This is a genomic window from Candidatus Methanoperedens sp., from assembly GCA_027460525.1.
GTDB lineage: Archaea > Halobacteriota > Methanosarcinia > Methanosarcinales > Methanoperedenaceae > Methanoperedens.
On the sequence record JAPZAS010000027.1, the window covers coordinates 14,928 to 37,374 of the forward strand.

A 22,447-nucleotide genomic window follows, 5' to 3' on the forward strand; every position below is an offset into this window, starting at 1 on the left:
AAGCAAACAACGAACTCATACGAACTGGTACGAACTCTGATATGATAAAACCAAACTCAATCCTGGAAATCAGTTGCGGTGGGCACTCAAAGCTGTACGAGACCAGAGGTAAGGAGTGGGAGATGTTCGTGGGCATTGACATCAACATGAATTTATGCAAACAGGCAAAGAAACAGGGGCTTGTGGTGGTATGCTGCGATGCCTTCAACCTTCCATTCAAGCCAAAATCCTTTCAGGACGCGTATATCCAGTGCTTCACAGCGCTTCTTGAAAAAGACGCTTTCAGCGAGGCTTTCCAGAAAAGCCAGTACGATGATTTCTGCGAATTCATGGGTAAAGAAATAGATTATGCGTGGCAGGTGATAGACCCCTTCTACGAGCTATTGCTGGAATGCAAGCAGGTGAGCGAGCATATAATATGCCTTCCCTCATGCAATCTTGAGATGAATAAGTATCTTGTGAATGCTGTCAAGAATTTGCCCAGTGTTACCATCGATGTGGATTTTTCCGAGAAGTGGGGCAAGAAAAAAGCATGCGTGATGTATCTGGAGATTGACTGCACCATCCACGTCTAATTACAAACATTTTTAGCAATTAAAAATAATCATGTTGCCTATGGTCAGAGTGCTTGCAACAGGTACGTTTGATATCCTCCATCCAGGCCACCTCAGGTATCTTTCAGAAGCAAAGGCTCTGGGCGATGAACTCTATGTAATCGTGGCTCGCGACTCGATGGTGAAGCACAAGCCAAAGCCCATTGTGCCCGAAGGGCAGAGGCTTGCGATGGTTGCAGCGCTCCGTATCGTGGACAGGGCAGTGCTGGGAAGTGAAACAGATATGTTCGAGCCTCTTCGGGAGATAAAACCTGATATCATCGCCCTTGGTAAAAACCAGTTTTTCAATGAAAAAGAGCTGGAAGCCCGGTTAAAAACACACGGCATAAATGCAAAGGTTGTAAGAATAAAGACGTTCGAGGAGTGCGAACTCTGCAGCAGCGGGGCGATTATTAAGAGAATACTCATGAGGAACAGGCTGCATGACAACAAAACAATTTAAGCGATAATCCATTTCGTCTCGCAAGTTTTTTATAGTTTTGGACTGTTGTAAAATGGTGGTGGGCTTTCTCAGGGTTATCGAGAGTTCATCATAAGTGGAGGAGAAGTGGTAAAAAATGATAACTAACCATGAAGGGCATGTCCGCATAATCACGATTGGAATAACGATGCTGGGAATCTTTTTATTGGCAGGTGACGTAAGTGCAGCAACTCCTGTCAGCTCATGCGGAGTTATTTATTCGCCAGGTGAATATGTGCTCACCCGTAGCATAATTAACAGCACTGCGATTTATTGCATTAACATCATCTCAAGTAACGTAATCTTCGACGGCGCAGGATACACGATAGATGGCACAGCTACATCAGGCACCAAAGGCGTGTATGTTTACAACTCATCAAAGTCGCTTACAAATGTGACGGTAAAAAATCTGAAAGTGACAGATTGGTATTATGGTATCTATTATGTAAACATACAAACCGGAAGCATAATCAATAATACCGCAAGCTCGAATGTCTATGGAATCCTTCTCTCTCAATCCAGTTATAGCATCTTAAACAACAACACTGCAAGCCTGAACAACATTGGAATCATGCTTTATCAATCCAACTACAATACCTTAACCAGCAGTACTGCAATTTCAAACGATTATGGGATTGACCTGTCATCCTCCAGCTATAATATGCTTATTAGCAACAATGCCTCTAATAACCGCAACTATGGCGTTTTCCTGTTCTCTTTTGGGTTCACTGGCAATTATAACATCATCTACAACAATTACTTCAACAACATCAACAACTCCCGTATATTAAGTATTCCGAATTCATGGAATACTACAAAGAAAGCAGGTACAAACATCGTCGGAGGCCATCATATTGGCGGAAACTTCTGGGGTAATCCGAACGGCACAGGCTTCAGCCAGACCTGCACAGATAGAAATGGAGATGGGATATGCGATTCGCCTTATACGCTTTTTAGCAACAATATCGACTATCTTCCGCTTGCATATAAATCAAAATACTAAAGTAGTAATGCAAATGGAACAGTATTTAATTATAAAACCGCTTCCATTCGCCGGAGAGCTTCCCTTATGCGCTCCTGTGAGGTTGCATACGATATCCTTATAAAATCATTTCCAGCTTCACCGAATGCTGCCCCTGGCGTGGTAGCAACGAATGCTTTATTGAGAAAAAGTTCAGCCACCTTTTCACCGCTTCCATACGCGCTCACATCAGCAAAGGCATAGAAAGCCCCATCCGGCATGGCACATTTTATACCGAGTTCATTCAATCCTTTGATGAGCACGTTCCTTCTTGCCCTGAATTCCGCTACCATGTCTGCAACACAGCTCTGGTCGCCCTGAAGCGCAGCCATGCCGGCATACTGCACGAACGAAGTCGCCTGGCTCACAGAGTGCGAGTGCAGCTTGAGCATCGGCTCGTAGATTGTCTTTGGCGCGCTCACATACCCGAGTCTCCATCCCGTCATGGCATATGCCTTTGAGAACCCGTTGACCGTGATCGTCAGCTCCTCCATCCCATCAAGTGAGCCTATACTTATGTGTTCTCTGCCGTAGATGATTTTTTCATAAATCTCATCTGATAACACCGTGATATTCTTATCAACCGCAAGGTCAGCAATCTCTTTCAGCGTGTCTCTGCCGTACACGCTGCCTGTGGGATTGCACGGGCTGTTTATAACTATGAGTTTTGTCTTTTTTGTTATGTGCCCTGCTAACCCTGCGGGTGTAAAACCATTATCCCGATTTGTAGGCACCCAAACCGGTTTTGCGCCTGCGAGTTTTATACACGGCTCGTATGAAACCCAGGCAGGGTCGAACAGGATTGCTTCATCGCCATCCTCGAGCACAGAGAGCACAACTTCAAAGATAGCCTGCTTTGCTCCCGGGGTTACTATTATATTGCCTGCCTGTGCAGCGATGTTATTCTCTTTTTTGAGCTTGTCTGCGATAGCCTTTCGCAGTTCAGGGATTCCTGGTGAAGGGGTGTAATGAGTATCCCCCCGGTCAAGGGACGCCTTCGCTGCATCGATGATATGCTGTGGCGTGGTAAAATCAGGTTCCCCGAGGCTGAAGCTTATTATGTCTTTGCCCTGGCTTTTCAATTCACTTGCAAGATTTGATATTCGAAGCGTCGCCGACTCTGTGATGTTTTGCAGTCGTTTTGCAGTCATAAAGTGTAACTCACAGACGAATTTCCTTATATTTAAGCCATTCTGAAGAATTAAATCACAAAGTCTTTCTCAAGCTTGAGTGAATAGAAAAATATCGCTTCACCTTCTGGTACATCCTTCCACAGGTTTTTATCCACGCAATCCTCCCCCAGTTCCTTGACAAGACCAGCGTAGGTGACAGCCGCGATTTTATCAATGTTTACAGCTATGTTCTCAAGCCTGCCATTGGTTGCATTTCGTACCCTGTACACCCCTTTATTGAAGAACTTGTTGGAGATCAGCGTGCTCTTGCCGCGCTCTTTCGCCTCATTTATTTTAAACTCATCCATATCAAGAACGTGTCCGATTCTTTCTATGTCCAGTTTAAAAGTTGCGGAGTTCAATGCTATCGCTCAATGAGTATGTATTTGCGGGTATTTAATGTTTATTTACTTGGGGAAGCTGAGATACGCATTCTGAGAAATTTAAGAAATATAATAAATATGTTAACTATAAATAATGACTGATTTATATTAAACTAATTTCAAAAGCTTTTTATACTTTTTGGGATATACTCACCCAAGTTTGGTGAGCTTATAAAAAACGTATCATTGGGAGCCATCAGCGGTGGATAGTGTAAAAACGTTGGTATAAGAGCCAGTGGACTTGCCTTGGAATAATGCACTGGCATAGGCGGATGTAGCCAGCTTCTGGCGCGAATATACGGAGATGTTAAAACTGAGCTTTAATAACGCATTGAGGTGGTACATAAAATGGTGGTGGGCAGTAGGGATAGTGTGGTTTGTTAGTTTTTTCGTACTAGCATTTGGTGGTTTTGGTATTATTGGAAAATTTCTTAACGTTCTTCATGTAACAATATCCAGTGCAACACTCAAAAATATAATTCTTACTGTTTATTTTCCAGGGTATCTCTTCACTTTGGTTTTTAAAGGATTGGATATGGGTTATTACGCTATTTTACCTATGTTCATTTTTTTCTTAGCTCCATGTTGTATTTTGGCTATAATCTTCAAATTGATTCTATGGTGGAACGACAAATGAAATCATTTAATTGTACTGTTGCATTTTTGTTATGTTTAATCCTTGCTCCAACTAGTTTTGCAGAATCGGACGACAATGTAGAATTAACATTGGATATTATTGACCACATACGCGATCCAGTTCCATATCCAGGGAATATTGAAATTGCTTTTCTTGGGAGTTCTAATGAAACAATTTTTTTGAAAGAAATCACAGTGGATTGGGGAAATAAAAACATATCAATAATCACTTTAAATAAAACTCTTACAGGAATCGGAAGCGATTACCAGAAATTGCGTAATATTAGTTCTACACGGCAGCAAAATTTAACTCCATCAGATATTTCAGCACTCAGTGCAAGGATTTCTGAAGGGGTTTACAGAGAAAAAATAATCGTAGATCCCAGTAAAATTTTTAATGACGGATTCGCGCCTGATAGGGAAAAAATAATTCATCTTGAACTTTTTTATATTTACAACAATAAAAGTAAAGCTATAAGTAAAGATATCGTGCTAAAAATTCTGCCTGAGATTATCGAACCGCAGATTAAAGCCGATACAAGAATCTCGATATCATCAATACCCATAGCAAGTAGTAGTTATTATTATGGGGATTTGCATGTCCATAGTGGATATAGTTCTTTGATAGGTGGCTACGATGGAGATATGCTCACACCTGATGATGCATGTTCATATGAATTACAATCGTGGTGGGGTTCAACAATTCCCGATCTCCGAGATCAGGCACAAGCTTTAGGTCTTAATTGGTTTTCTCTTACTGATCACAGTTATTGCCTTGACCCTGACAAGTTTAACAATGTGAGAGATTGGAGTCAGGGAAATTCCACTCCAGATTTCATAATAATTCCAAGCGAAGAGTTAAGTGTACAGGACATGCCGGATGACGGTTCTGATGGCGAGCCTTTCTGCAATTACCCAAATAACGATAACGTCGCCCATCTTGGCGCGCATGCTATCTCCACATTTATTCCAGGAGGCATGTGCAACGGACAAATCAGCGCCCAGCAGGGCATAGACGAAGTAAAAAGTTTGGGCGGGTTTCCAATAATAAACCATCCTTTTGGTGGCGATTTCGGATACTGGCAGGTCGATGCTTGGGATTGGGAAGCCAATCTAAGTACAAGTGGAGAAACCGGAGTTGAGATATGGAACGGCGAATCACCAGATGAAGTCTCGATAAATTTCTGGGTGAGCAGATTGCTTCGAGGGCTTAAGACCTATGCATTCTCAGGAACAGATGAACATGGAGGGGCTTCTGATGAGGTTGTCAACGGAGTCTATGTTTCAGGTTCTTTCAACAAGGCGAACCTGATAGATGCCTTAAATAAAGGTCATGTCTTTATCTCCAACGCTCCTTTCCTTTCCCTCAAGAGCCGCACCGACCCTAATATAATGATGGGCGACACCGTTACGGTGAATACAGGCGATGCTGTTGAATTTTCGGTTATTCTGAATCCCCAGAGCAGCGGCAGGCTCACCGTCCACAAGGGCGTGATAGGCGAAAACATAGAAGATAATGAAGCAGGCTGGCCGAAGATATATGACAATCTGGATGCTGGAGAAACCATTTTTTCAGATAAACCAGATAAGAAGTCGTATTATCGAGCAGAATACGCAGCTACTGACGGAAGCGACCTAAGTGCTTATACTAATCCTATCTGGATAAAACCAAAAGGTCGTACAGGCGGTCCAGATTCTTTCGGCTACACGTTCAAAGACAGCAATAGCATAGGCGGCCCTGGCTATGAATGGATTGAGATTTCAGGAACTGGAGCCGAGGTTTTAAGCGACAGTGATGATGAGGTGGTAGATAATATCAACATTGGATTCTTTTTCAATTACTACGGAACAGATTACAGTCAATTAGCTATTGCTAACAATGGTCTGCTGTTCTCAAGCGGTACAACATGGCAATATGTAAATGAGCCGATCACACAATCACCCTCGGTACATGGATTTATTGCACCATTCTGGGATGATATTATAACCTATGATGATCGAGGAGCAGGAACGATATACTATCAAACAATTGGTACAGCCTCAAACAGAATGTTCGTGGTGGAATGGTATGACAATAAGCATTATGGTAGTTCTGATTCCGGTGTCACTTTCGAGGCAATACTTTACGAGGGTTCCAATAATATAAAATTCCAGTATAAGGATGTTGACTTTGGAAATGTGTATTATGCAGTAAGCGGAGATAATCCGCCTTATAATAACGGCGGATCAGCAACAGTCGGCATAGAAGGTCCTTCAGGAGATATTGGTTTGCAGTATTCATTCAATGAGCCGGTAATTACTCCTGGCTTGGCTATTCTCTTTAAATTTCCGCAATATGCAGGCACCAATTTATACCTCTCCAAGCAGGCGCCAGTGAGTAAAGATAATGAAAGCACTATGTCATATACGCTGTTCTACCATAATTTCGCAGATACGATAGCTCAGAATGTTGTACTTGAAGATACCTTACCTGCTGAAGTTGGATTTATATCAGCGTCAGATAGTGGGAGCTATGAATCCCTAACAAGGAAAGTAACGTGGAATATAGGAGGTGTAGCGCCAAGTGGTAACGGCTACAGGACTGTAACAGTCAGAATCCCCCAGAGCATGGTAATTGGAAGCGTTATCCGGAACAATGCAAGAATAAACACTTCGAATCTTGAAGTTAGATACGATGATAATGAAGCGTATGCACTGACAAAAGTCACAGGTTCGACTCTTCCTCCAAATGTGAGTGTCGAACCAAACAACGGAGGTCTCACGCCTTCAGTTGTTTGGCACACTCCAACCACCTTCGCATACTATAGTTCATGTGCAACAGATGTAGGGATAAATATTCACATCAGTGATGGTGGCCCTGATATAACAGGTACTTTGGTGGAAAGTTCGCCTAACAATTGGACATACACCACATCATTCGAAAGAAAAGGAGCAGCTGTCGTCACCTATATCGTCACAGGTTGCACTGTACCATCTATTTCCTTCAATATTTACATCGACCCTTCAGGATACATCTATGATGCAAACTCGGGCAATAGAATTAGCGAAGCAAGTGTCTGGCTGCAGCGCCCGGATGGCGAAGGAGGATGGGAGAATGTGTCTACAGGTCAAACTCCCCCAATAATTCAGCCTGATATAAACCCTCTAATCACAGGTGCAGATGGGCAGTATCAATGGGATGTCTTAGCAGGGTCTTATCGTGTGCATGTTGAAGCACTTGGATATTATCCAGCAGATAGCATCGTGGTGAGCGTACCACTACCAGTGGCCGATCTTCACGTTGGATTGATCCGTATGCCCGATACAAGGCCTCCTGCCAGCGTAACTAATTTGCATAATACCACCTTTGCACAGACCTATATTAACTGGAGCTGGACGAATCCTGAAGATACAGATTTTGCTGGGGTTGCGATATATCTGGATAGTGTTTTCCAGTTAAATATTTCCTCGCCAATGAATTATTACGAAGCAACTGGATTATCTCCGGATACGCTATATGAACTCGGCACGCACACATTGGATGCTTCAGGTAATATAAATTGGACATGGGCTATTCACACTGCAAGAACAGCGCCGTTGGATATGACGCCTCCAGCAACAATAGCTTTATTATCTGGAATCCGGGGCAATAACGGTTGGTACATTTCGGATGTCCGTGCGATTCTTACAGCAGCAGATAGTGAAGGAGGCTCAGGCGTTGATAAGACTGAATACAGCTTTGATAACACAACTTGGATTAAATATACTACCCCGTTCAACATAAGCAGCGAAGGAACAACGGCAATTTATTACCGCTCGGTGGATAACGCTGACAATGTTGAGTCAACCAATACTCAAGTAATTAATATCGACAAGACACCGCCGGACATCAGCATCACCGATGTGATTGATGGTGGCTTCTATAATAGCAATGTAACCCCCCGCATAGCCATTACGGATACGACCCTTAATAATAAATCAATTACTCTGAATAGTGCTCCATATATAAATGGGACTATTGTTTTTGCAGAAGGAAGCTATACGTTAGTTGCCTATGCGAACGATATTGCAGGGAACAGTGTCACGAAGATTTTGAGATTTATCATCGACAAGACACCCCCTGAAGTAGCCATCAGGTTCGATACGGACTCAAAGGACATTAAGGTATATGATAACGAGACTGGAATCGGGGCAAACTATGTGGCAATGCCCTCGAAGGATGGTAAGGAAGTACCAAACGAGGACAATGAGGCGGGCTGGGAGCTAAGGCAGTACACCCTCAAAGATATTGCAGACAACGCGCTTGTGGTTGTCTTGAAGCACAAGAAAAAAGGAAACGAAGCCAGAGTCGAACTTATCAGTATTCAATACAACGGCGCAGCTGCTATAACTACTACAAAATACGAGATGCATGTAAAGTACTCTGAAGAAAAAAATTCACTCAGGGAATTGGAGCAGAAGTTTAGTGCTAAGAATCTTTTTGAGGCTGAATCGAAGTACAGTGCCAAGAAAGATGAAACAGAAATAAAGGCTAAGATTGAAGGACAAAAGGAGCAGAAAGAGTCTCTGGCAGGAATTGCAATATTGGAGATATTGACTGAGGATGGCAGTTTAAAATTCAGATATTAACTCTTCTCATTGCCACTTACGAGTTTTTATTTATCAGAGAGCGGTATCTCTATCTCCATCAATTCTTCTGCAATCTTGACGTTTTCAAAAACCTCTTTTGCATCCTGCAGCAAAGGCTCTGTGCTTTCCGAATACCTTGAACTGATATGAGTTAATACCAGCTGTTTTACCTTCGCCTTTTTTGCAAGAAGAGAAGCTTCCCTAGAGGTTGAGTGTTTTGTTTCAATAGCCCAATCTTTAAGCTCCTCAGCAAGCGTGCCGTCATGGATGAGTAAATCGGCTTTATGGCTTGCTTTTTCTATGGATTCACACGGTCTGGTATCGCCGCTGTAAACGAGCTTCCGACCGGGGCGAGGCTTCCCGACAATCTGGGAAGGCAATATCTTCCTGCCGCCTATTATAACCGGCTCACCTTTCTGGAGTTTTGAGAAAAGAGGTCCTTCAGGCACTCCAAGTTCGATTGCTTTCCTCCTGTTAAACCTGCCTGCACGTCTTTTCTCCTCAAGAACATAACCAAGACTTGGGATACCATGATCAGTAGCGACAGACTTTATGGAATAATCCCCTTTATCAATGATGTCGCCGTCTTCCATCTCATGTGCATTTATGGCAAATCCGAGATTGTAATAGCCCAGGTCGATTAAGAGTTTTACCATCTGCTTTGTCCATTTTGGACCGTACATATCCAGCGGTTCGGTTCTTCCATTAAAAGACATCGTCTGTACGAGTCCTGGGATTCCGAGGAAATGGTCTGCATGGAAATGAGTGATAAATATAGAATTGACCTTCATGCCGGTTTTTGCCCGCATCATCTGCTGCTGCGTACCCTCGCCGCAGTCAAACAGCATCGTTTCTCCTTCCCTGTTGATTAATATTGCAGAAGGGTTGCGGTTTGGCGTTGGAAGGGTACCGCCTGTGCCGAGAAAAGTTACACGCAGCATGAGGTGCTTATTTGCGTTTGTGCTTTAAATAACTCACTTATTGAAGAAGATGGAAAAATATCCCGCCTCCCAGACTCGAACCGGGGACTTCGCGGTGCCTGCGCGTTAATGTGTGCATAAACCGAAACTTCGGTTTACCGCGTTGGGGTATGCGAAGCATACCCCGCATTTGATAAACCTTTCTTAAAGGTTTGCACATGAACCAAACTACAGCCGCGCACTCTGACCACTGAGTTAAGGCGGGATGGGCTTTGAATAAGCACAGATATACTTAATTCTTTCTTTCGTAACGATAAATTAAAGACGACACACTTATATTAAGCTAACTCCCGAGGGCGCGTGGCCTAGTCAGGATAAGGCGGCAGCCTCCTAAGCTGTACACCGGGGGTTCGAATCCCTCCGCGCCCGTATAAGAATTATATAATCATAGCTCGCCCTCCACAGGTTCAGATATGCTTCCCTGCTCACCGAAAGACAATGTGAGATGAACGGAATACGACCTCTACATAACTTTTCCCTGTATGTCAGCTCATCTAAGTGATTCGATGAACTCGTCGATGGGTAACGCTTTGTATGTCGCTGTTTTGATGCTGCCGCGGGATAAAATTTCAACAATTGCTTTGCTGACCGTGGCTTCATCATCCGCTTCTACGATGGTCAAAAAGTCAAAATTTCCCAGGACAGCGTACTGATCCAGCACATTTACCCCCATGTCTTTGAGCTCGGCATTAACTTCTTTCACTCTGCCGGGGTTCTTCTTGAGTGTCCTGGCACCTTCATCTGTCAGGTTTGAGATTATTATATATCTTGCCATAGGTTTTACCTCCAATTCCCATTATCTAATTAGGGTTTTCCTGTATTTAAAAATAAGCTTTGATTACATTTTTATCCGACTTAGTATAGGGGATTATTTTGCCATAATTTTTTTGAATTTTTATAAGCAAACAATTTATACTAATTCGAATTAACGGAGGCGCTCTTCCTTTTCTCCCGTCCTGACACCGATCTTTCTGTCTTCAATGTTCTCCGCGCCTCCTCCTCAGCAAGTCGAATAACTTCCCTTATTGGAATACCGGACTCATGGGCTATATCCTTGCAGTCCTCAAACTCAGCCGAGATGTTCAGTAGAACGCCCCGTAAATCTCTTGCAATCTTGACGGCGACTGAAAAAACCCTGTTTTTTATTGTAATGTTCACTTTTCCCATCTCTCGGTGTGCAATCAGTCTGTGTTTTATGGGGATTATCCTGACACCGAGAGAGCCTGTTTCTTCGATTATTTTTCGCGCAAGCCTGTCCGAATCCTCTGGTTTTGCGATGACCTGAACAATACTGCCGCTTCTCCCTTTTTTCATGGTAGCCGGTAATATGGCAACATCCAGCGCGCCCGCCTTAAGCAATTCCTCTATCAGATTTCCAAGTACCTGACCTGTGACGTCATCCACGTTGGTCTCAAGCATCTCGATCCTGTCCTGGATAAGTGCTTCATCGATCTCGCCTGCGATTATCCGCAGTACATTTGGAAGAGGCAGGTCTCTGCTTCCTGCACCATAGCCTATTCGCTCAGTCTTCATCTGAGGGCATTCGCCTTTTTCGTTGACGAAATGGGCAAGGAGAGCAGCTCCGGTGGGCGTGAGCAATTCCCCCTCGACAGGTCCCAACTGCCATGGCAGGGAATATTCCGCCAGAATCTCAAGCGCTGCAGGTGCAGGTACAGGAAATTTGCCATGGGAGAACTCAACAAGTCCCTTGCCCACGGATATCGAAGTGCAGTAAATTCTGCAATTTTTTAAACCCAGGTCGTGAAAGGCGGCACATGCGCCAACGATGTCTGCAATCGCATCCTCCTGCCCGAGTTCATGGAAATGCAGTTTTTCAAGTGTTACGTTGTGGATCTTTGCTTCTGCTTTTCCAAGGATGTTGAAGACTGAAACCGCATCCGATTTTATATCAGAAGGAAGGTCAAGGTTTTCCACGCGCTCGATGATTTTCGAAAAAGTCAGGCTTCCTTCTTTTTTCGTTGATACGCTGGCTGAATAACCTGAAATGCCTTTTTTTGTGGTTTTTGAAAACTCAACCTCGACATGGGAAGCAAGTTCCATGGCTTCTTTGACTTTGCCAGCGTCTGCTCCAATATCGAGGAGAGCGCCGATAATCATATCGCCAGAAGCGCCTGAGAACGGGTCGAACAGGATGGCTTTCATCGTTCCAATCTTATATTCTTATTAGGATTTATAAACACTGTCTGGATTTATAGAAGCTGCATGGGGGGCTTCTATTATCGCCTCACTTGTTTATTCTCAAATTCTTTAAGAGATTCTTTTGGCTGCATCATTACAACTATCGGATACATATCAAGGTACATCTTGGGAAATTCGCTTTGCCTATATCTTTCTACAATTTTAAAACCAAGTTTTTCATAAAAACTTATTGATTCATGCTTTGAATCAACTGTAAGATACCGACATCCAATTATTTCAGACACAGATAAAGCTAATCCTATTGATGCAAGTACCAAGAATCTCCCAATGCCTTTTCTTACAAATTTTCTATCAACCGCAAGCCTTGCGATTTTAATACTTGGATATTTCCTATAAGGATAACCCTCAATTCCATCATGTTCATCTATTGTTTGAACCTCAATGGTATCCGCAACAATTGAAAAATATCCTACGATGCTCTTTTTCCAGCAGCATAGATATGTTCTACTTATCAGGTCTTCTTGGTCTTTTAAAGAATCGTTTTTAAAGAAATCGTTTAAATCGTCATTCGTAGATTCAAAAGAAGTAAGTTCATGTTTTTTGCTTAAAACCAATATTTGAAGCTCATCACGCGGGATTTGTTCAATTCCCATTAACGTTTAAAATTGGTTTTATGGATTCGCTTGGCTTCTTTGAACATCTCTATCTGTTCTTTGGTGACTTTTGGGTTCTTTCTATCTTCCCAGAACCGCTTAGCATCGTCACCTTCTAAAACCAATCCTAACTCTACAGGTTTTGCCATGTCCTTTCCTGCCAGCTTAAGCCAGCATACCATAATAGGCGTTATGGTAGGATAAATGTTATCATGACATCTATGACTATGACATCTACAAAGATATATGCCTATCTAACCATTTATTTATTCATTTTACCTTTATCTGTATTGAATTTATGGTAAACGGCTCTATTTCTACCTGCGACCTTCGATTGAACATTTCAGACATTATCATAAATCTGATAATTATAAAAAGCTCTTATATTTAGGAAGTAATCTCATAAAACCGTAAGATAAAAATTATAAATGCTCGGATTCCTTCAGAGAACCATCATGAAAAAATAAATCACAAGCATTTACGAGATTTATAGAAGAAATACCCTATCACGCCGATTGTTATTACAGGCGACACCCACTGCGGAAATATATATCCGAAACTATCAAGCACCATTATCATCCCTAGGAAAAATATGGAATACATTGCCCCGTTTTTAAGGTAAATGTATCTCTTCACATTCTCAATATTGCTTACAGTAAGCTGCCTGACCACATAGGCACCCATCCCGTTGCCGACGAGAATCAGCGGAACCGAAAGCGTAAATGCAAAAGCTCCGACCACGCCGTCGATAGAGAACGTCGCATCTATCACCTCGAGGTAGAGGATTTTACTCCAGTCGCTCATGGTTTCACCGCCCATGAGCTCTTTTTCATGCACCTCTGCGTTCTGTTTAAACCCATGGGTTATGAAAAAGGCTGTTGAACCAAGTACAGCCCCGAACGCCATAAACGGTTGCTGCTTTAGCGAAAACCACACAACGACCGCAAGAATAATAGAAACTATGGCGAAGAACCATGTCCCATGCTGGTGGAAAAATCTCTCGCCTCTGAGGCCGTAGTTTTTAGCCTCGATAAACAGCCAGTGGAAAAAAAGGAAAATAAGAAAAATCCCTCCTCCAACAAGCAGAAAAGGTGAAGAGGCCTCAATTATCTCCTTTATCTTCGGGTCTTCGCTGAACGTTGCTGTCAGAGCGCCAACTGCTCCAAGGGATGGATTTGTTGCCCAGACGATTAGCCAGGGCAGCATTCCCCTGATAACAAAAACCGCAAAAAGCAACCCATAGGATAAAAACCAGCGCCTTGCCCTGAGAGACATCGTGGAAAGCACTTCAGCATTAATCACCGCGTTATCGATGCTGCTTATGGTCTCAAAAAGAATAAGACCCGCCACTGTCAGGAGAATCGAGAATATATCAAGCATTTACTTGTATAAATCTACAATATAGTCTATAAACTATATGGAAAAAGAAGAAAGAAAATCGGTGTATCTCTACACCAATTTCTTTATTGGATGCACCTCAGCCAGCACGCTCAAGCCAAGGTCTTTTGCTGTCTCAGCCAGCATGATATCCACCATTGCCACGGCTGGAAACACCTTCTTTACGTTCTCAATCGGTCCGTAGAGAAGGAAATTTGCACCCATGATCTGCGCCACGAGGTTCGTGCCAATGTCCACAGGCGGCCAGGACTCTGTCTTTGCATCAGGGTCTGTTTTCTTGTACTTCTTCATCCAGTCCCAGGCTGATGCCATGTTATGGAAGCCTCCGCCCACAGGAAGCCCGAGCCTTCCTTTAATAGCAAGAACTGATCTGATAGTAGCTCCTGCGCCTGCCCCCAGAGGCGTTGCCGCAACATCCACCAGCGGTCGTGTAATTCCAACTTCTTTTGCCACATCGAGCATGCCTTTTGTCTGTCCTGTGCCTCCTTTCTCAAGGATTTCAAGTTTGCCTTCAACGCTGGGATTTGTGGCGTTGAATGCGAGCACGATGGCAGAAGTGAGCTTGCTTTCCTTAAGCGCTTTTATCTCTTCTGCGCCTATGCTGGCATTGATAGAGTTGTGTATGGCGCGCTTTTCAACACCTATCTCTCTGGCATATCGCGCTGCCGCTGCTCTTGTAGCACCGTCTGATGAATCCACAAGGAAAGGGATATCGTCGCATATATCCACGAACCAGTTGATGTAGTTCTTAATAGCCTCAGGTGTCTCGCCCACAAGCTGGTTGAAATACGGAAGACCTGTAGTATCTCCCATCACCTGCTGTGTATTCCACAGTTTCTCTGCTGCCGCTTTATCGAAAACACCCTTGTCCTCATCTGAAACGATCTTATGTTTCAGGTAGAACATCGTACTGACAAGTACCGTAGGATATTCTCCCGGCTGACCGCCGACTTTTATCTTGCCGAATTCAAACACTTCTTGTTTCTTATCATATCTAAACATCTTAGCACCTCATTTAACATGCTCTAACTGAATATTCTTGGTAGCACGCGTAAAAGCAATATATACGCTATAACTACCATTAGTGCGGTGACTATTCCATACAGAATTCCAATATCTCTTCCGAGTTTTTTTCCGTATCTCTGGTGTATCTCTGAATTGGTGAACTCGATTTTTTCCTCTATCTCGTTCAGTTTCGTCAGTATCTCCTTGTAGTCCTCAGGGTCTACTATTACCGTTGGGATTTTGTCTGTCATTGCATCACCTCAATACCGGAATCAGTACCATCAGCAATACCACAGCAAAGCCGATTATGAATCCAATAAAACCAGTGGCACCTACGCCTGACTCAAGTTTCTGGTTTCTCGCAATAAGCTGCCCACGATAGCGGATATCGTCTATAAGCGGTTCTATTTGCCCCATTGAAGGAGATACAACCGTCGGTACGCCCTTTCCATATTCGTATTCTTCTGCCATCTCAAACACCTCTTTATATTAATATTGTCAGTATTATCCCAAGGATTATGAATCCCACGACCAGACCTATCATTATGCCTTCTATTTTTCCTGCATAGATGCCGGACATCAGTTTATTCAGGTTACCGATTTCGATTGACTGGTGCTGGATTCCCTTTATCCTTGCCTGGACTGTGGCTATCTCGGCAGACATGGGTTTAATGCCGCCAACCTCTTCGGCTTCCTCCTTCTTCCCGACCTGGATGATCATGGGCTCGCCTGCAAATGCTCCGGGGTCTCTCGCTGCAAGCTCTTTTACCTTGGCAACGATGGTTCCCTCGTCCTCAGTGCCGAGCATCTCCACTACCTCAACCTGTGCCTGGAATCTCTTTACAGAATCGTCGGGCAGGTTTTCAATATAGGGTATAGCGCCTGATGCTTTAACAATGCGGTTATCCTTGACGCCGTTCTTGTGGAGCATTACTATCGCTTCGCCGGAGATATGCCCTTTGACCTCCGTACCTGTGACAAGCAGGAAGCGTATGTTGGGATTGGAAATTACATTTGCGACGATTTTTTCTATCCCGAGATTCTCTGTTTTATGCGGTCCTGTAATCGAAGCTCCGGCAGCAAGCTGCGCCGCGCCTTTGACATGCGAGCCGCATGTTGTTACAGCTACGGGATTCTCCGGGTTTCCTGCTTCATATTCTCCTCTAACAACAGGCCATCCTGCTGCAGGTTTGACTTTATTCGCCATTATATCCCTCCTACCTTCAAAAGAACAAGTAACAGGAAAGATATAATGAATCCTATTATTGCACCGTAGAATGCATTGGTGAGAATCCCGGCGTTATATGCTGCTCGCTCCCTTCCTGGGAACATGCTCAAAAGCGGCGCATTGGGCTCAAGCTGGTTCATCATGTCCGTGACGACTTTATCAAGTTCATCAAGCTGTGTTCTCACGCCGTCGAGCGAATATTCAACCTCGTCTTCCCTCTCTTCTGCGATTACACCTGTTGCTGGATTTAAAATAAGATGCAGCTCAGGTGCCACCCGTATATGACTCATGTTTATGCCTCCGTCTTTGGTAATAAACCTGTTCCGGCAACCACCGCAGCATCTTTATAGACTTCATCCCAGAATTTCTTGTAAAAGATGAACCACAGGATTATTCCGAGCACGATGGTAATAACTGCCGATGTTCCGAGGGTCATAAGTGCAGCTATGCCCATCAGTGTTGTGGTGATCGCACCTGTGGATACCGCAAGGTAGAGCAGTCTTTTCTGTTTTTCATCAGGTCCGAGACAGGCGTTGAACGGATGCGCCATTGCCAGTGTTCCTACCCAGATTACCGCAAGTATTACACCATTACTGAAAACCCTGGGAATAAAGTCGGCAAACACGTAATCTCCGGCTACTGAAGCGCTATAACCGAGGATGATTAAAACGCCTGCTCCTGCGATTTCAGTCATGCCGCGAATCATTATCGGAATTCTCATCTTTATTATGTTCTGGGCAATCCAGCCTATTATGAGACCGATTATCACTGCTACTATCAAGGCAAGTACAGGACCCGCAAGTATCCGAGACTTAACGACTGCAAGACTGAACATGGCAGCAATGATGCCCATTCCAAGGGCTAACTGCCCTATGGATGGCACGCCAGTCCCAAGACCATACTTGGCAACGCGCCTTACTGCATCAGCACCCCATATTACTGCGCACATTGCCCCGAGTGCTCCTGCTGTGGGGAAGTAAGGGGACAGGTATATTCCAACCAGTCCTCCGATTATTCCCAGTGCCATCAGTTTGTTTGGTGAGATTTCTTTAATCTCGCTCATGCTACCATCCCTCCTACAATCAGTACTGCCACGACTCCACTTATCAGACTCACAATGAAGCTTGAGACTGCATCCTTTGGAAGAACGCGCCTGAACTTGGGGTCGTGGAATCCTTCAATGGTGCCTGCCACGCCATAGGATGGGATAACAGAATTCACGTAGAATACGCCCATGGTGAATACACCTGCCACCGCGGCAGCGCTCAGTTTAGCCGTCTCGGGATCGGGTATTATTGCAGCCAGAGCGCCGTGGTATATTCCATAAAGTACATAGTAGATCAGTGAACCCCCTATTCCGCCGAGTGCAGCGCCTATTAATCCGCTCACAAAGCATACTGTCGGAACTCCATGCCCCTGGGTTCCTTTGGATATATAGATATCCTGACGCGAGCCTGTGATGGGGTCGCGTTTAACCTGGGCTGAAGCAAACGGCACTCCTATGCCATATGCGTACATAATACCGCATGCAATCCCCACACTTGCCATCATTATCATGGAACCCATTGCTCCGGCAGCCAGTACCAGAGCAACCGATGCACCGGGTTCATTGGTATACAGGTGACTTGCTGTTAACAGGCCCACAAGACCTGAACCTGCTGCCAGTTCCACCGTCCCTGTACCGATTCCTGTAGCCTGAGCCATTGCAGCCGGTGCACCGCCCACAGGAATGAAGTGGACAGCAATACAGATGAGAGTACCGCTGATGGCTATCAGGAGAATGTTTGTAAGTGTTACCGGGTCGATTAATGAAACCATTATGCTCTTGCCTCCTTCTCAATTTTCTCTTCTTTATAAGGGCCGTATTGATTTTTCATCTGGACTTCCAGCAGCCTGTTCAGGATGACCATCACAACCACGATGATAAAGCCTGCAATTATCGTTTTCCATACATATCCAAAAATTATTACAGGCCAGAGCGTGAGAAACACGGTGAGACCAAAACCAATACCGGTTGCAGGTCCTCCGAATTTTGCGCAGAACCAGACATTATCTATACTGTTCCTGAGCCCTGACTCTCCTTTCCTCACGATGCGCCCCGAAAGCGCTGTATTCAGCCCGACGCCGAACTCACGGTTCTGGTACTGTCGCTCTCCACCATAATGCACATCACCGACTGCTGAACCAATGCATCCTACCGTTATTCCCCAAATTAGTGCCAGGAACGGAATCGGGAACGGGAATCCAAGCAGCGTAAACTGGAGATATGCTATCGCCACAATGCAGAAATTAGCAATAAAATTATGCGAGATAATAGACGGCGTCGTATACCTCAGCATGTCCATGTAGAGGGGCTGCTTGAACCTGCTCTGGCTCGCTATCCTGCCTGCATGTGCGGTTGTTGAAAAAATGCCGTAAATGATTGCTGCGACAAAAGCGCCTATTATTATCGTTGTCAGTGGATAAAACTTAGCATTTAAAAGTACCACTGTTACAACGCCGCTGGTCACTCCTGAAAAACCGTAGCTTACAGGCTCGCCTGAAATTGCCTTATTATATATTCGATGCAAAAAACCCATTTGAGGAGCTAATTGTACCTGGGAGTTTGCATTGCTCTGGGAACCTACATCAGTTTCCAAATCCTCCATGCAACCCGCAATAGCAGCAAGCGCTCCCATAAGTGCCAATACAGCCATGCCCATGGTTATGTCTAAGACCATTTATTTTTCCTCCTATAACTGAAAATCACCATTAAAACTATCTGGCTAGTTTTAACGGACTACCTTATTATACGTTATAAATCTTTCGAATTGTCGTGCTTGTTTTTATAAAGTGATTTTTTTTATTTTTGCCCTCACAATAAGAACAGGTCTCTTTGTATTCTTAACCACATCAAAAGCCGTATCTCCCAACAATAATTCTTTGAACCAACCTTTGCCATGAGAGCTCATCGCTATCAACGATGCGTCTTCATCCTCGGCTACCGAGCAAATCTCCTCTGCCGGGCTCCCCACACGGACATGCGCCTTTACCTTAAAGCCCGCACTGCTAAGTTCATCATCGAGGTCATCAAGCTTCTTCTTTGCTTCCTGAACATTAGCTTCTATTTCCTCCTCAGTTTCACCTCTGGTGACCACATGCACCAGTTCTATCTCTTCTATACTATCCAATTTTCTTAATAATGATAGTGCCTTCTCAGCAGGCTCAGAAAAATCAGTGGGATAAACCACTTTTGAGAAAATCTTATCGCAGAACTTTTGAAGTTTTTCTCCCTCAAGGCTCTCTACTAATTTATAACGCATGAGAAGGACATCTGTCTTTGCATGGCGCAGTATATCAAGTGCGACACTTCCAAGAAGTAGACCCTTGATGAGGCTTTTCCCATGGGCATTCATAACGACTAAAGAAACTTTTTCCTCAGCTACAGTTTCTAGAATGGAATGTGAAACACCACCTTCTGTTATCACCTCTACCTTTGTTTTGACTTTTAACCCGATACTTTCAAGATGTTCTTTATGCTCCTCTAAATGAATCCTGGCATCCTCGATATGCTGTCCGTGAAGCCAGCCATGCTTTGAAGGATGCGTTGCATCAACAACATGCAAAACCACCACTTCTTTTACCCCAGGAATCTCACCAATGCATTCAAGGGTTTTCTGCGCATACTCTGAAAGATCTGTCGCAAATAACACCTTTTCAAACATAATATCCTCCTATATTTTTTTAAAATACTTCAATTTAGTGATTTTGGCTCCTGAATAAAGTTAAATTTTCAGTGCAAACAGAATGATAAAGTACGCAACCATTATCCCTCCTCCGAGCGGGACGCCCAGCTTCGCCCATTCCTTGCTGGTTATACGCAGCTTGTTCGCTGCGATGATATTCGGAATGTTTCCAGGAATTAACATCCCGCCTGCAATCAGCAATCCCATAAGTGCGCTGTTAAGTTGTAATGTCGACATGCTTTTGGTAATCTCAGCTGAAGCAAGTGTGGCATTATCCAGTATGGCAGAGACGGTGTTTACCCAGTACAACATCTGGGGCACCAGGAATTTAATGTACCACTCGGTAATCGGTATAAAGCCGATTCCCAGAAAGACGAGAGCCATAACGAAAATATATACTTTGAATGCCCGAATCCCGACATCTTTTAATGTTTCTTTTTCATCCTCAGGCGCTAGAACCTCTGCTTTTTGCTTTTTTCCAGCAAAAAACATGCTGATAATTCCAAGAGCAATTACGCCGGGAATTATGTATTTCCCGATTCGATAGAACAGATACCAGAAATCCTCCTGTAATTTGGTTTTTATTACAATCGTGGCTAAAGGCTCACCCACCGGCGTCAGCGCTGCGCCCAGACCGATAGCAAAACAGGCAATTATTACAAGGTTTATCTTGGCTTTGCGGTTTAATTTTAAGGCGGTGATAATTTCTACGAGGAGCAGGGCGGCTATTATGGCAGTTATGATGCTCGATAATAATCCCAATACAATAACTACCAGAAAGACAAATACCTTTAACGGGACTTTATTGAGTATCGAATCCGTAAAGACCTTAAGTTTGTCGCGACCATAATGAAAAAGCAGCCCTGCTAATAAAACAGCCAGGGTGATTTCAATTGGATCAACGATTGCTTTTTCGACCAGTCTAAAATTCCAGTTTGGTAGGATTTCACCCGGGTCGTTTGATGATACGCGTAATAATACAGTATCGAGTGTAACGGCGAAGATACCCATGGAAAAAAGAAAAGCTTCGAGATTGTGTTCAATTTTCTTGACCAAAAATGGTCCCAGCAACACCATCAGGAATATGACAAACAAACCTGCTGCGAGTATTATGTCAGGCGTCTCTGGCAATTTCAAATAAGTCCCTCCTTTATTTTTATCCAAGCGGTCTGGGCTGCTTATGCTCGGGCAGCACAGGCAAATGCGCCGTGCTTATGAGAATGGGCGAATCAACTTCCTTTGCCCGCTCTAAAAGAAGCTCTTTTCCTTTCTGCGTTATGGCAAACATGGGAACTGATGTGCCTGCCTGAAGGATTGGTTTTACTACATCTCGCACAATCCTTGAAGCGCATCCTGTGATTATATCCATTTTTCCAAGAAACTCAGCCTCCTTGCACCCTATTCCTGTGAGGTGCGCCCCTATCAGGATTAAATTGACATTATATTCTTTTTCTATCTCGCGAAGTTCCCCGGCTTCCCCAACCACGGTTACGCTGACTGCTATATTCTTATACCCGAGTTCGCATGCCGCTCTGGCACCTGCAACCTGGTCAATCCTTGCGCTTTCCTTATCAAGAACAATGCCTCCCCGTGATTCTATGCCGTCGATTACTTCCTGTATCGGCTCTGTTTCAATAAGCCCCGACATCAAAGCCCCCATGCCCTGCACCAGTTCAGGATTGCGTGTAATAACCGTGCCTGCGCCGTCGCATACCGTGACCGTGGAATCAATCATACCGTGCCTAAGAGCGGTCATCATAATCTCGCTTGCCCCAAAATTAACAAAAACCCCGTAGTCAAACCTTCTTTCCGGGGTGAACATGCCAAGCTCGCGGATCCTGTATTCCATATTCTTTTTTGCCTCTTCTGCCGTGAGCTTTGAGACATTGGCAACTTTGTCGAACACTGGGCACCAGTCTGCAACCGGCTCCCCGACTTCAATCACTTTCCCGTCTTTCACAACCACGCGGGTTTTCCCGAAGAGTTCCATCACGTGCGGCATTTCAATCACCCACGAACTTATAAAGTTCAAGCAGTTCAGTGGCTTTTACTGTTGAGAGCCTCATGCCCACCACGTCGATGAGGGCATCAACATGCTCTTTTCTAACGCAGTGAAGGCTCTCCATCCCTTCGAAAATAAGGTTGGCAATATAGTTCAATTCATCATCTGACAGTTTCATGAGCCTTTCTCTAAAGTCTTGTGGCGACGCGCTGACATGCTGACTCACAGGTGGTAACACAGACCTGAATTCCCATCCTGCGTGCGCGCACGTCGGGTCAACAAGCTCTGGCGCAAGCTTTCTTAGAAGCATTAAGTCCCTGGAACTGAGCTTTCGTGCCATTGTATCAGGTTATGCCTGCATGCTTATAAAAGCTTTATTTCATCGGGCATTTATTAGACCAT

General features: G+C 44.2%; 24 protein-coding genes and 2 tRNA genes. 5 read left to right on the plus strand and 21 right to left on the minus strand.

What is annotated here, in order from left to right:
• Positions 1-41: 41 nt before the first annotated feature.
• From O8C68_09745 to O8C68_09755, 3 genes are all read left to right on the plus strand, one after another.
• Positions 42-575 (plus strand): hypothetical protein, encoded by a 534-nt coding sequence (locus tag O8C68_09745; GenBank protein ID MCZ7396079.1) that lies wholly within the window; start codon positions 42-44, stop codon positions 573-575.
• Positions 576-615: 40 nt separating this feature from the next.
• Positions 616-1,056: an FAD synthase gene (locus tag O8C68_09750; GenBank protein MCZ7396080.1), complete on the plus strand. Its 441-nt coding sequence runs from the start codon at positions 616-618 to the stop codon at positions 1,054-1,056.
• A gap of 115 nt (positions 1,057-1,171) precedes the next feature.
• Entirely contained in the window at positions 1,172-2,077 is a 906-nt protein-coding gene (locus O8C68_09755) for a right-handed parallel beta-helix repeat-containing protein (GenBank protein MCZ7396081.1), read from the plus strand.
• 29 nt (positions 2,078-2,106) lie between these two features.
• Here O8C68_09755 and O8C68_09760 read toward each other — a convergent pair whose 3' ends face one another.
• Both O8C68_09760 and O8C68_09765 read right to left on the minus strand, forming a co-directional pair.
• Positions 2,107-3,246, minus strand: a complete 1,140-nt coding sequence (locus tag O8C68_09760; protein MCZ7396082.1) for a pyridoxal phosphate-dependent aminotransferase — start codon at positions 3,244-3,246, stop codon at positions 2,107-2,109.
• Between the two features lie 50 nt (positions 3,247-3,296).
• Positions 3,297-3,629, minus strand: coding sequence for a hypothetical protein (locus O8C68_09765; protein ID MCZ7396083.1), 333 nt, complete (start codon positions 3,627-3,629; stop codon positions 3,297-3,299).
• Positions 3,630-4,283: 654 nt separating this feature from the next.
• On the opposite strand from O8C68_09765, the gene O8C68_09770 reads away from it, so the two are divergent.
• Positions 4,284-8,894 carry a CehA/McbA family metallohydrolase gene (locus tag O8C68_09770; protein MCZ7396084.1) on the plus strand — a complete coding sequence of 1,537 codons (4,611 nt, stop codon included), beginning with the start codon at positions 4,284-4,286 and terminating at the stop codon, positions 8,892-8,894.
• A gap of 26 nt (positions 8,895-8,920) precedes the next feature.
• Here O8C68_09770 and O8C68_09775 read toward each other — a convergent pair whose 3' ends face one another.
• Positions 8,921-9,835 (minus strand): ribonuclease Z, encoded by a 915-nt coding sequence (locus O8C68_09775; GenBank protein ID MCZ7396085.1) that lies wholly within the window; start codon positions 9,833-9,835, stop codon positions 8,921-8,923.
• A gap of 60 nt (positions 9,836-9,895) precedes the next feature.
• A tRNA-Tyr gene (locus O8C68_09780) sits at positions 9,896-10,079 on the minus strand.
• Between the two features lie 89 nt (positions 10,080-10,168).
• Here O8C68_09780 and O8C68_09785 point away from each other — a divergent pair.
• Positions 10,169-10,243, plus strand: a tRNA-Arg gene (locus O8C68_09785).
• A 121-nt stretch (positions 10,244-10,364) separates the two neighbouring features.
• Here O8C68_09785 and O8C68_09790 read toward each other — a convergent pair.
• The 17 genes from O8C68_09790 to O8C68_09870 form a co-directional block, all read right to left on the minus strand.
• Positions 10,365-10,649 carry a GYD domain-containing protein gene (locus O8C68_09790; GenBank protein ID MCZ7396086.1) on the minus strand — a complete coding sequence of 95 codons (285 nt, stop codon included), beginning with the start codon at positions 10,647-10,649 and terminating at the stop codon, positions 10,365-10,367.
• A 140-nt stretch (positions 10,650-10,789) separates the two neighbouring features.
• Complete coding sequence (gene larC / locus O8C68_09795; protein ID MCZ7396087.1) at positions 10,790-12,037, minus strand: nickel pincer cofactor biosynthesis protein LarC; 1,248 nt, start codon at positions 12,035-12,037, stop codon at positions 10,790-10,792.
• A gap of 74 nt (positions 12,038-12,111) precedes the next feature.
• Entirely contained in the window at positions 12,112-12,687 is a 576-nt protein-coding gene (locus O8C68_09800; protein ID MCZ7396088.1) for a GNAT family N-acetyltransferase, read from the minus strand.
• Positions 12,687-12,869, minus strand: a complete 183-nt coding sequence (locus O8C68_09805; protein ID MCZ7396089.1) for a hypothetical protein — start codon at positions 12,867-12,869, stop codon at positions 12,687-12,689. The genes O8C68_09800 and O8C68_09805 overlap by 1 nt, the downstream gene beginning before the upstream one ends.
• A gap of 286 nt (positions 12,870-13,155) precedes the next feature.
• Positions 13,156-14,067 (minus strand): DUF475 domain-containing protein, encoded by a 912-nt coding sequence (locus O8C68_09810; GenBank protein MCZ7396090.1) that lies wholly within the window; start codon positions 14,065-14,067, stop codon positions 13,156-13,158.
• Between the two features lie 69 nt (positions 14,068-14,136).
• Positions 14,137-15,087: a tetrahydromethanopterin S-methyltransferase subunit H gene (gene mtrH / locus O8C68_09815; protein ID MCZ7396091.1), complete on the minus strand. Its 951-nt coding sequence runs from the start codon at positions 15,085-15,087 to the stop codon at positions 14,137-14,139.
• A gap of 23 nt (positions 15,088-15,110) precedes the next feature.
• Complete coding sequence (gene mtrG / locus O8C68_09820) at positions 15,111-15,341, minus strand: tetrahydromethanopterin S-methyltransferase subunit G (GenBank protein MCZ7396092.1); 231 nt, start codon at positions 15,339-15,341, stop codon at positions 15,111-15,113.
• A 4-nt stretch (positions 15,342-15,345) separates the two neighbouring features.
• Positions 15,346-15,561, minus strand: a complete 216-nt coding sequence (locus O8C68_09825; GenBank protein MCZ7396093.1) for a tetrahydromethanopterin S-methyltransferase subunit F — start codon at positions 15,559-15,561, stop codon at positions 15,346-15,348.
• A gap of 13 nt (positions 15,562-15,574) precedes the next feature.
• Entirely contained in the window at positions 15,575-16,297 is a 723-nt protein-coding gene (mtrA, locus tag O8C68_09830; protein MCZ7396094.1) for a tetrahydromethanopterin S-methyltransferase subunit A, read from the minus strand.
• Positions 16,297-16,608: a tetrahydromethanopterin S-methyltransferase subunit B gene (gene mtrB, locus O8C68_09835; GenBank protein MCZ7396095.1), complete on the minus strand. Its 312-nt coding sequence runs from the start codon at positions 16,606-16,608 to the stop codon at positions 16,297-16,299. Before mtrB ends, mtrA begins: the two co-directional genes overlap by 1 nt.
• A 2-nt stretch (positions 16,609-16,610) precedes the next feature.
• Positions 16,611-17,381, minus strand: a complete 771-nt coding sequence (gene mtrC, locus O8C68_09840) for a tetrahydromethanopterin S-methyltransferase subunit C (protein ID MCZ7396096.1) — start codon at positions 17,379-17,381, stop codon at positions 16,611-16,613.
• On the minus strand, positions 17,378-18,136 hold the full coding sequence (gene mtrD / locus O8C68_09845) for a tetrahydromethanopterin S-methyltransferase subunit D (protein MCZ7396097.1): 759 nt from the start codon (positions 18,134-18,136) through the stop codon (positions 17,378-17,380). Before mtrD ends, mtrC begins: the two co-directional genes overlap by 4 nt.
• On the minus strand, positions 18,136-19,038 hold the full coding sequence (gene mtrE, locus O8C68_09850) for a tetrahydromethanopterin S-methyltransferase subunit E (GenBank protein MCZ7396098.1): 903 nt from the start codon (positions 19,036-19,038) through the stop codon (positions 18,136-18,138). Before mtrE ends, mtrD begins: the two co-directional genes overlap by 1 nt.
• A 105-nt stretch (positions 19,039-19,143) precedes the next feature.
• Positions 19,144-20,022 carry a universal stress protein gene (locus O8C68_09855; protein ID MCZ7396099.1) on the minus strand — a complete coding sequence of 293 codons (879 nt, stop codon included), beginning with the start codon at positions 20,020-20,022 and terminating at the stop codon, positions 19,144-19,146.
• 60 nt (positions 20,023-20,082) lie between these two features.
• Positions 20,083-21,174 carry a DUF1646 family protein gene (locus O8C68_09860; protein MCZ7396100.1) on the minus strand — a complete coding sequence of 364 codons (1,092 nt, stop codon included), beginning with the start codon at positions 21,172-21,174 and terminating at the stop codon, positions 20,083-20,085.
• Positions 21,175-21,199: 25 nt separating this feature from the next.
• Entirely contained in the window at positions 21,200-22,045 is an 846-nt protein-coding gene (locus O8C68_09865) for a DUF2099 family protein (GenBank protein MCZ7396101.1), read from the minus strand.
• A 1-nt stretch (position 22,046) separates the two neighbouring features.
• Positions 22,047-22,385 carry a hypothetical protein gene (locus O8C68_09870; GenBank protein MCZ7396102.1) on the minus strand — a complete coding sequence of 113 codons (339 nt, stop codon included), beginning with the start codon at positions 22,383-22,385 and terminating at the stop codon, positions 22,047-22,049.
• Positions 22,386-22,447: the final 62 nt, after the last annotated feature.

What these genes read in the sequence shown, in the direction of transcription:
- O8C68_09745 (MCZ7396079.1), top strand. Translation starts at nt 42, where the DNA reads ATGATAAAACCAAACTCAATCCTGGAAATCAGTTGCGGTGGGCACTCA.
- O8C68_09750 (MCZ7396080.1), top strand. Translation starts at nt 616, where the DNA reads ATGGTCAGAGTGCTTGCAACAGGTACGTTTGATATCCTCCATCCAGGC.
- O8C68_09755 (MCZ7396081.1), top strand. Translation starts at nt 1,172, where the DNA reads ATGATAACTAACCATGAAGGGCATGTCCGCATAATCACGATTGGAATA.
- O8C68_09760 (MCZ7396082.1), bottom strand. Translation starts at nt 3,246, where the DNA reads ATGACTGCAAAACGACTGCAAAACATCACAGAGTCGGCGACGCTTCGA.
- O8C68_09770 (MCZ7396084.1), top strand. Translation starts at nt 4,284, where the DNA reads ATGAAATCATTTAATTGTACTGTTGCATTTTTGTTATGTTTAATCCTT.
- O8C68_09775 (MCZ7396085.1), bottom strand. Translation starts at nt 9,835, where the DNA reads ATGCTGCGTGTAACTTTTCTCGGCACAGGCGGTACCCTTCCAACGCCA.
- O8C68_09790 (MCZ7396086.1), bottom strand. Translation starts at nt 10,649, where the DNA reads ATGGCAAGATATATAATAATCTCAAACCTGACAGATGAAGGTGCCAGG.
- larC (MCZ7396087.1), bottom strand. Translation starts at nt 12,037, where the DNA reads ATGAAAGCCATCCTGTTCGACCCGTTCTCAGGCGCTTCTGGCGATATG.
- O8C68_09800 (MCZ7396088.1), bottom strand. Translation starts at nt 12,687, where the DNA reads ATGGGAATTGAACAAATCCCGCGTGATGAGCTTCAAATATTGGTTTTA.
- O8C68_09805 (MCZ7396089.1), bottom strand. Translation starts at nt 12,869, where the DNA reads ATGGTATGCTGGCTTAAGCTGGCAGGAAAGGACATGGCAAAACCTGTA.
- O8C68_09810 (MCZ7396090.1), bottom strand. Translation starts at nt 14,067, where the DNA reads ATGCTTGATATATTCTCGATTCTCCTGACAGTGGCGGGTCTTATTCTT.
- mtrH (MCZ7396091.1), bottom strand. Translation starts at nt 15,087, where the DNA reads ATGTTTAGATATGATAAGAAACAAGAAGTGTTTGAATTCGGCAAGATA.
- mtrG (MCZ7396092.1), bottom strand. Translation starts at nt 15,341, where the DNA reads ATGACAGACAAAATCCCAACGGTAATAGTAGACCCTGAGGACTACAAG.
- O8C68_09825 (MCZ7396093.1), bottom strand. Translation starts at nt 15,561, where the DNA reads ATGGCAGAAGAATACGAATATGGAAAGGGCGTACCGACGGTTGTATCT.
- mtrA (MCZ7396094.1), bottom strand. Translation starts at nt 16,297, where the DNA reads ATGGCGAATAAAGTCAAACCTGCAGCAGGATGGCCTGTTGTTAGAGGA.
- mtrB (MCZ7396095.1), bottom strand. Translation starts at nt 16,608, where the DNA reads ATGAGTCATATACGGGTGGCACCTGAGCTGCATCTTATTTTAAATCCA.
- mtrC (MCZ7396096.1), bottom strand. Translation starts at nt 17,381, where the DNA reads ATGAGCGAGATTAAAGAAATCTCACCAAACAAACTGATGGCACTGGGA.
- mtrD (MCZ7396097.1), bottom strand. Translation starts at nt 18,136, where the DNA reads ATGGTTTCATTAATCGACCCGGTAACACTTACAAACATTCTCCTGATA.
- mtrE (MCZ7396098.1), bottom strand. Translation starts at nt 19,038, where the DNA reads ATGGTCTTAGACATAACCATGGGCATGGCTGTATTGGCACTTATGGGA.
- O8C68_09855 (MCZ7396099.1), bottom strand. Translation starts at nt 20,022, where the DNA reads ATGTTTGAAAAGGTGTTATTTGCGACAGATCTTTCAGAGTATGCGCAG.
- O8C68_09865 (MCZ7396101.1), bottom strand. Translation starts at nt 22,045, where the DNA reads ATGCCGCACGTGATGGAACTCTTCGGGAAAACCCGCGTGGTTGTGAAA.
- O8C68_09870 (MCZ7396102.1), bottom strand. Translation starts at nt 22,385, where the DNA reads ATGGCACGAAAGCTCAGTTCCAGGGACTTAATGCTTCTAAGAAAGCTT.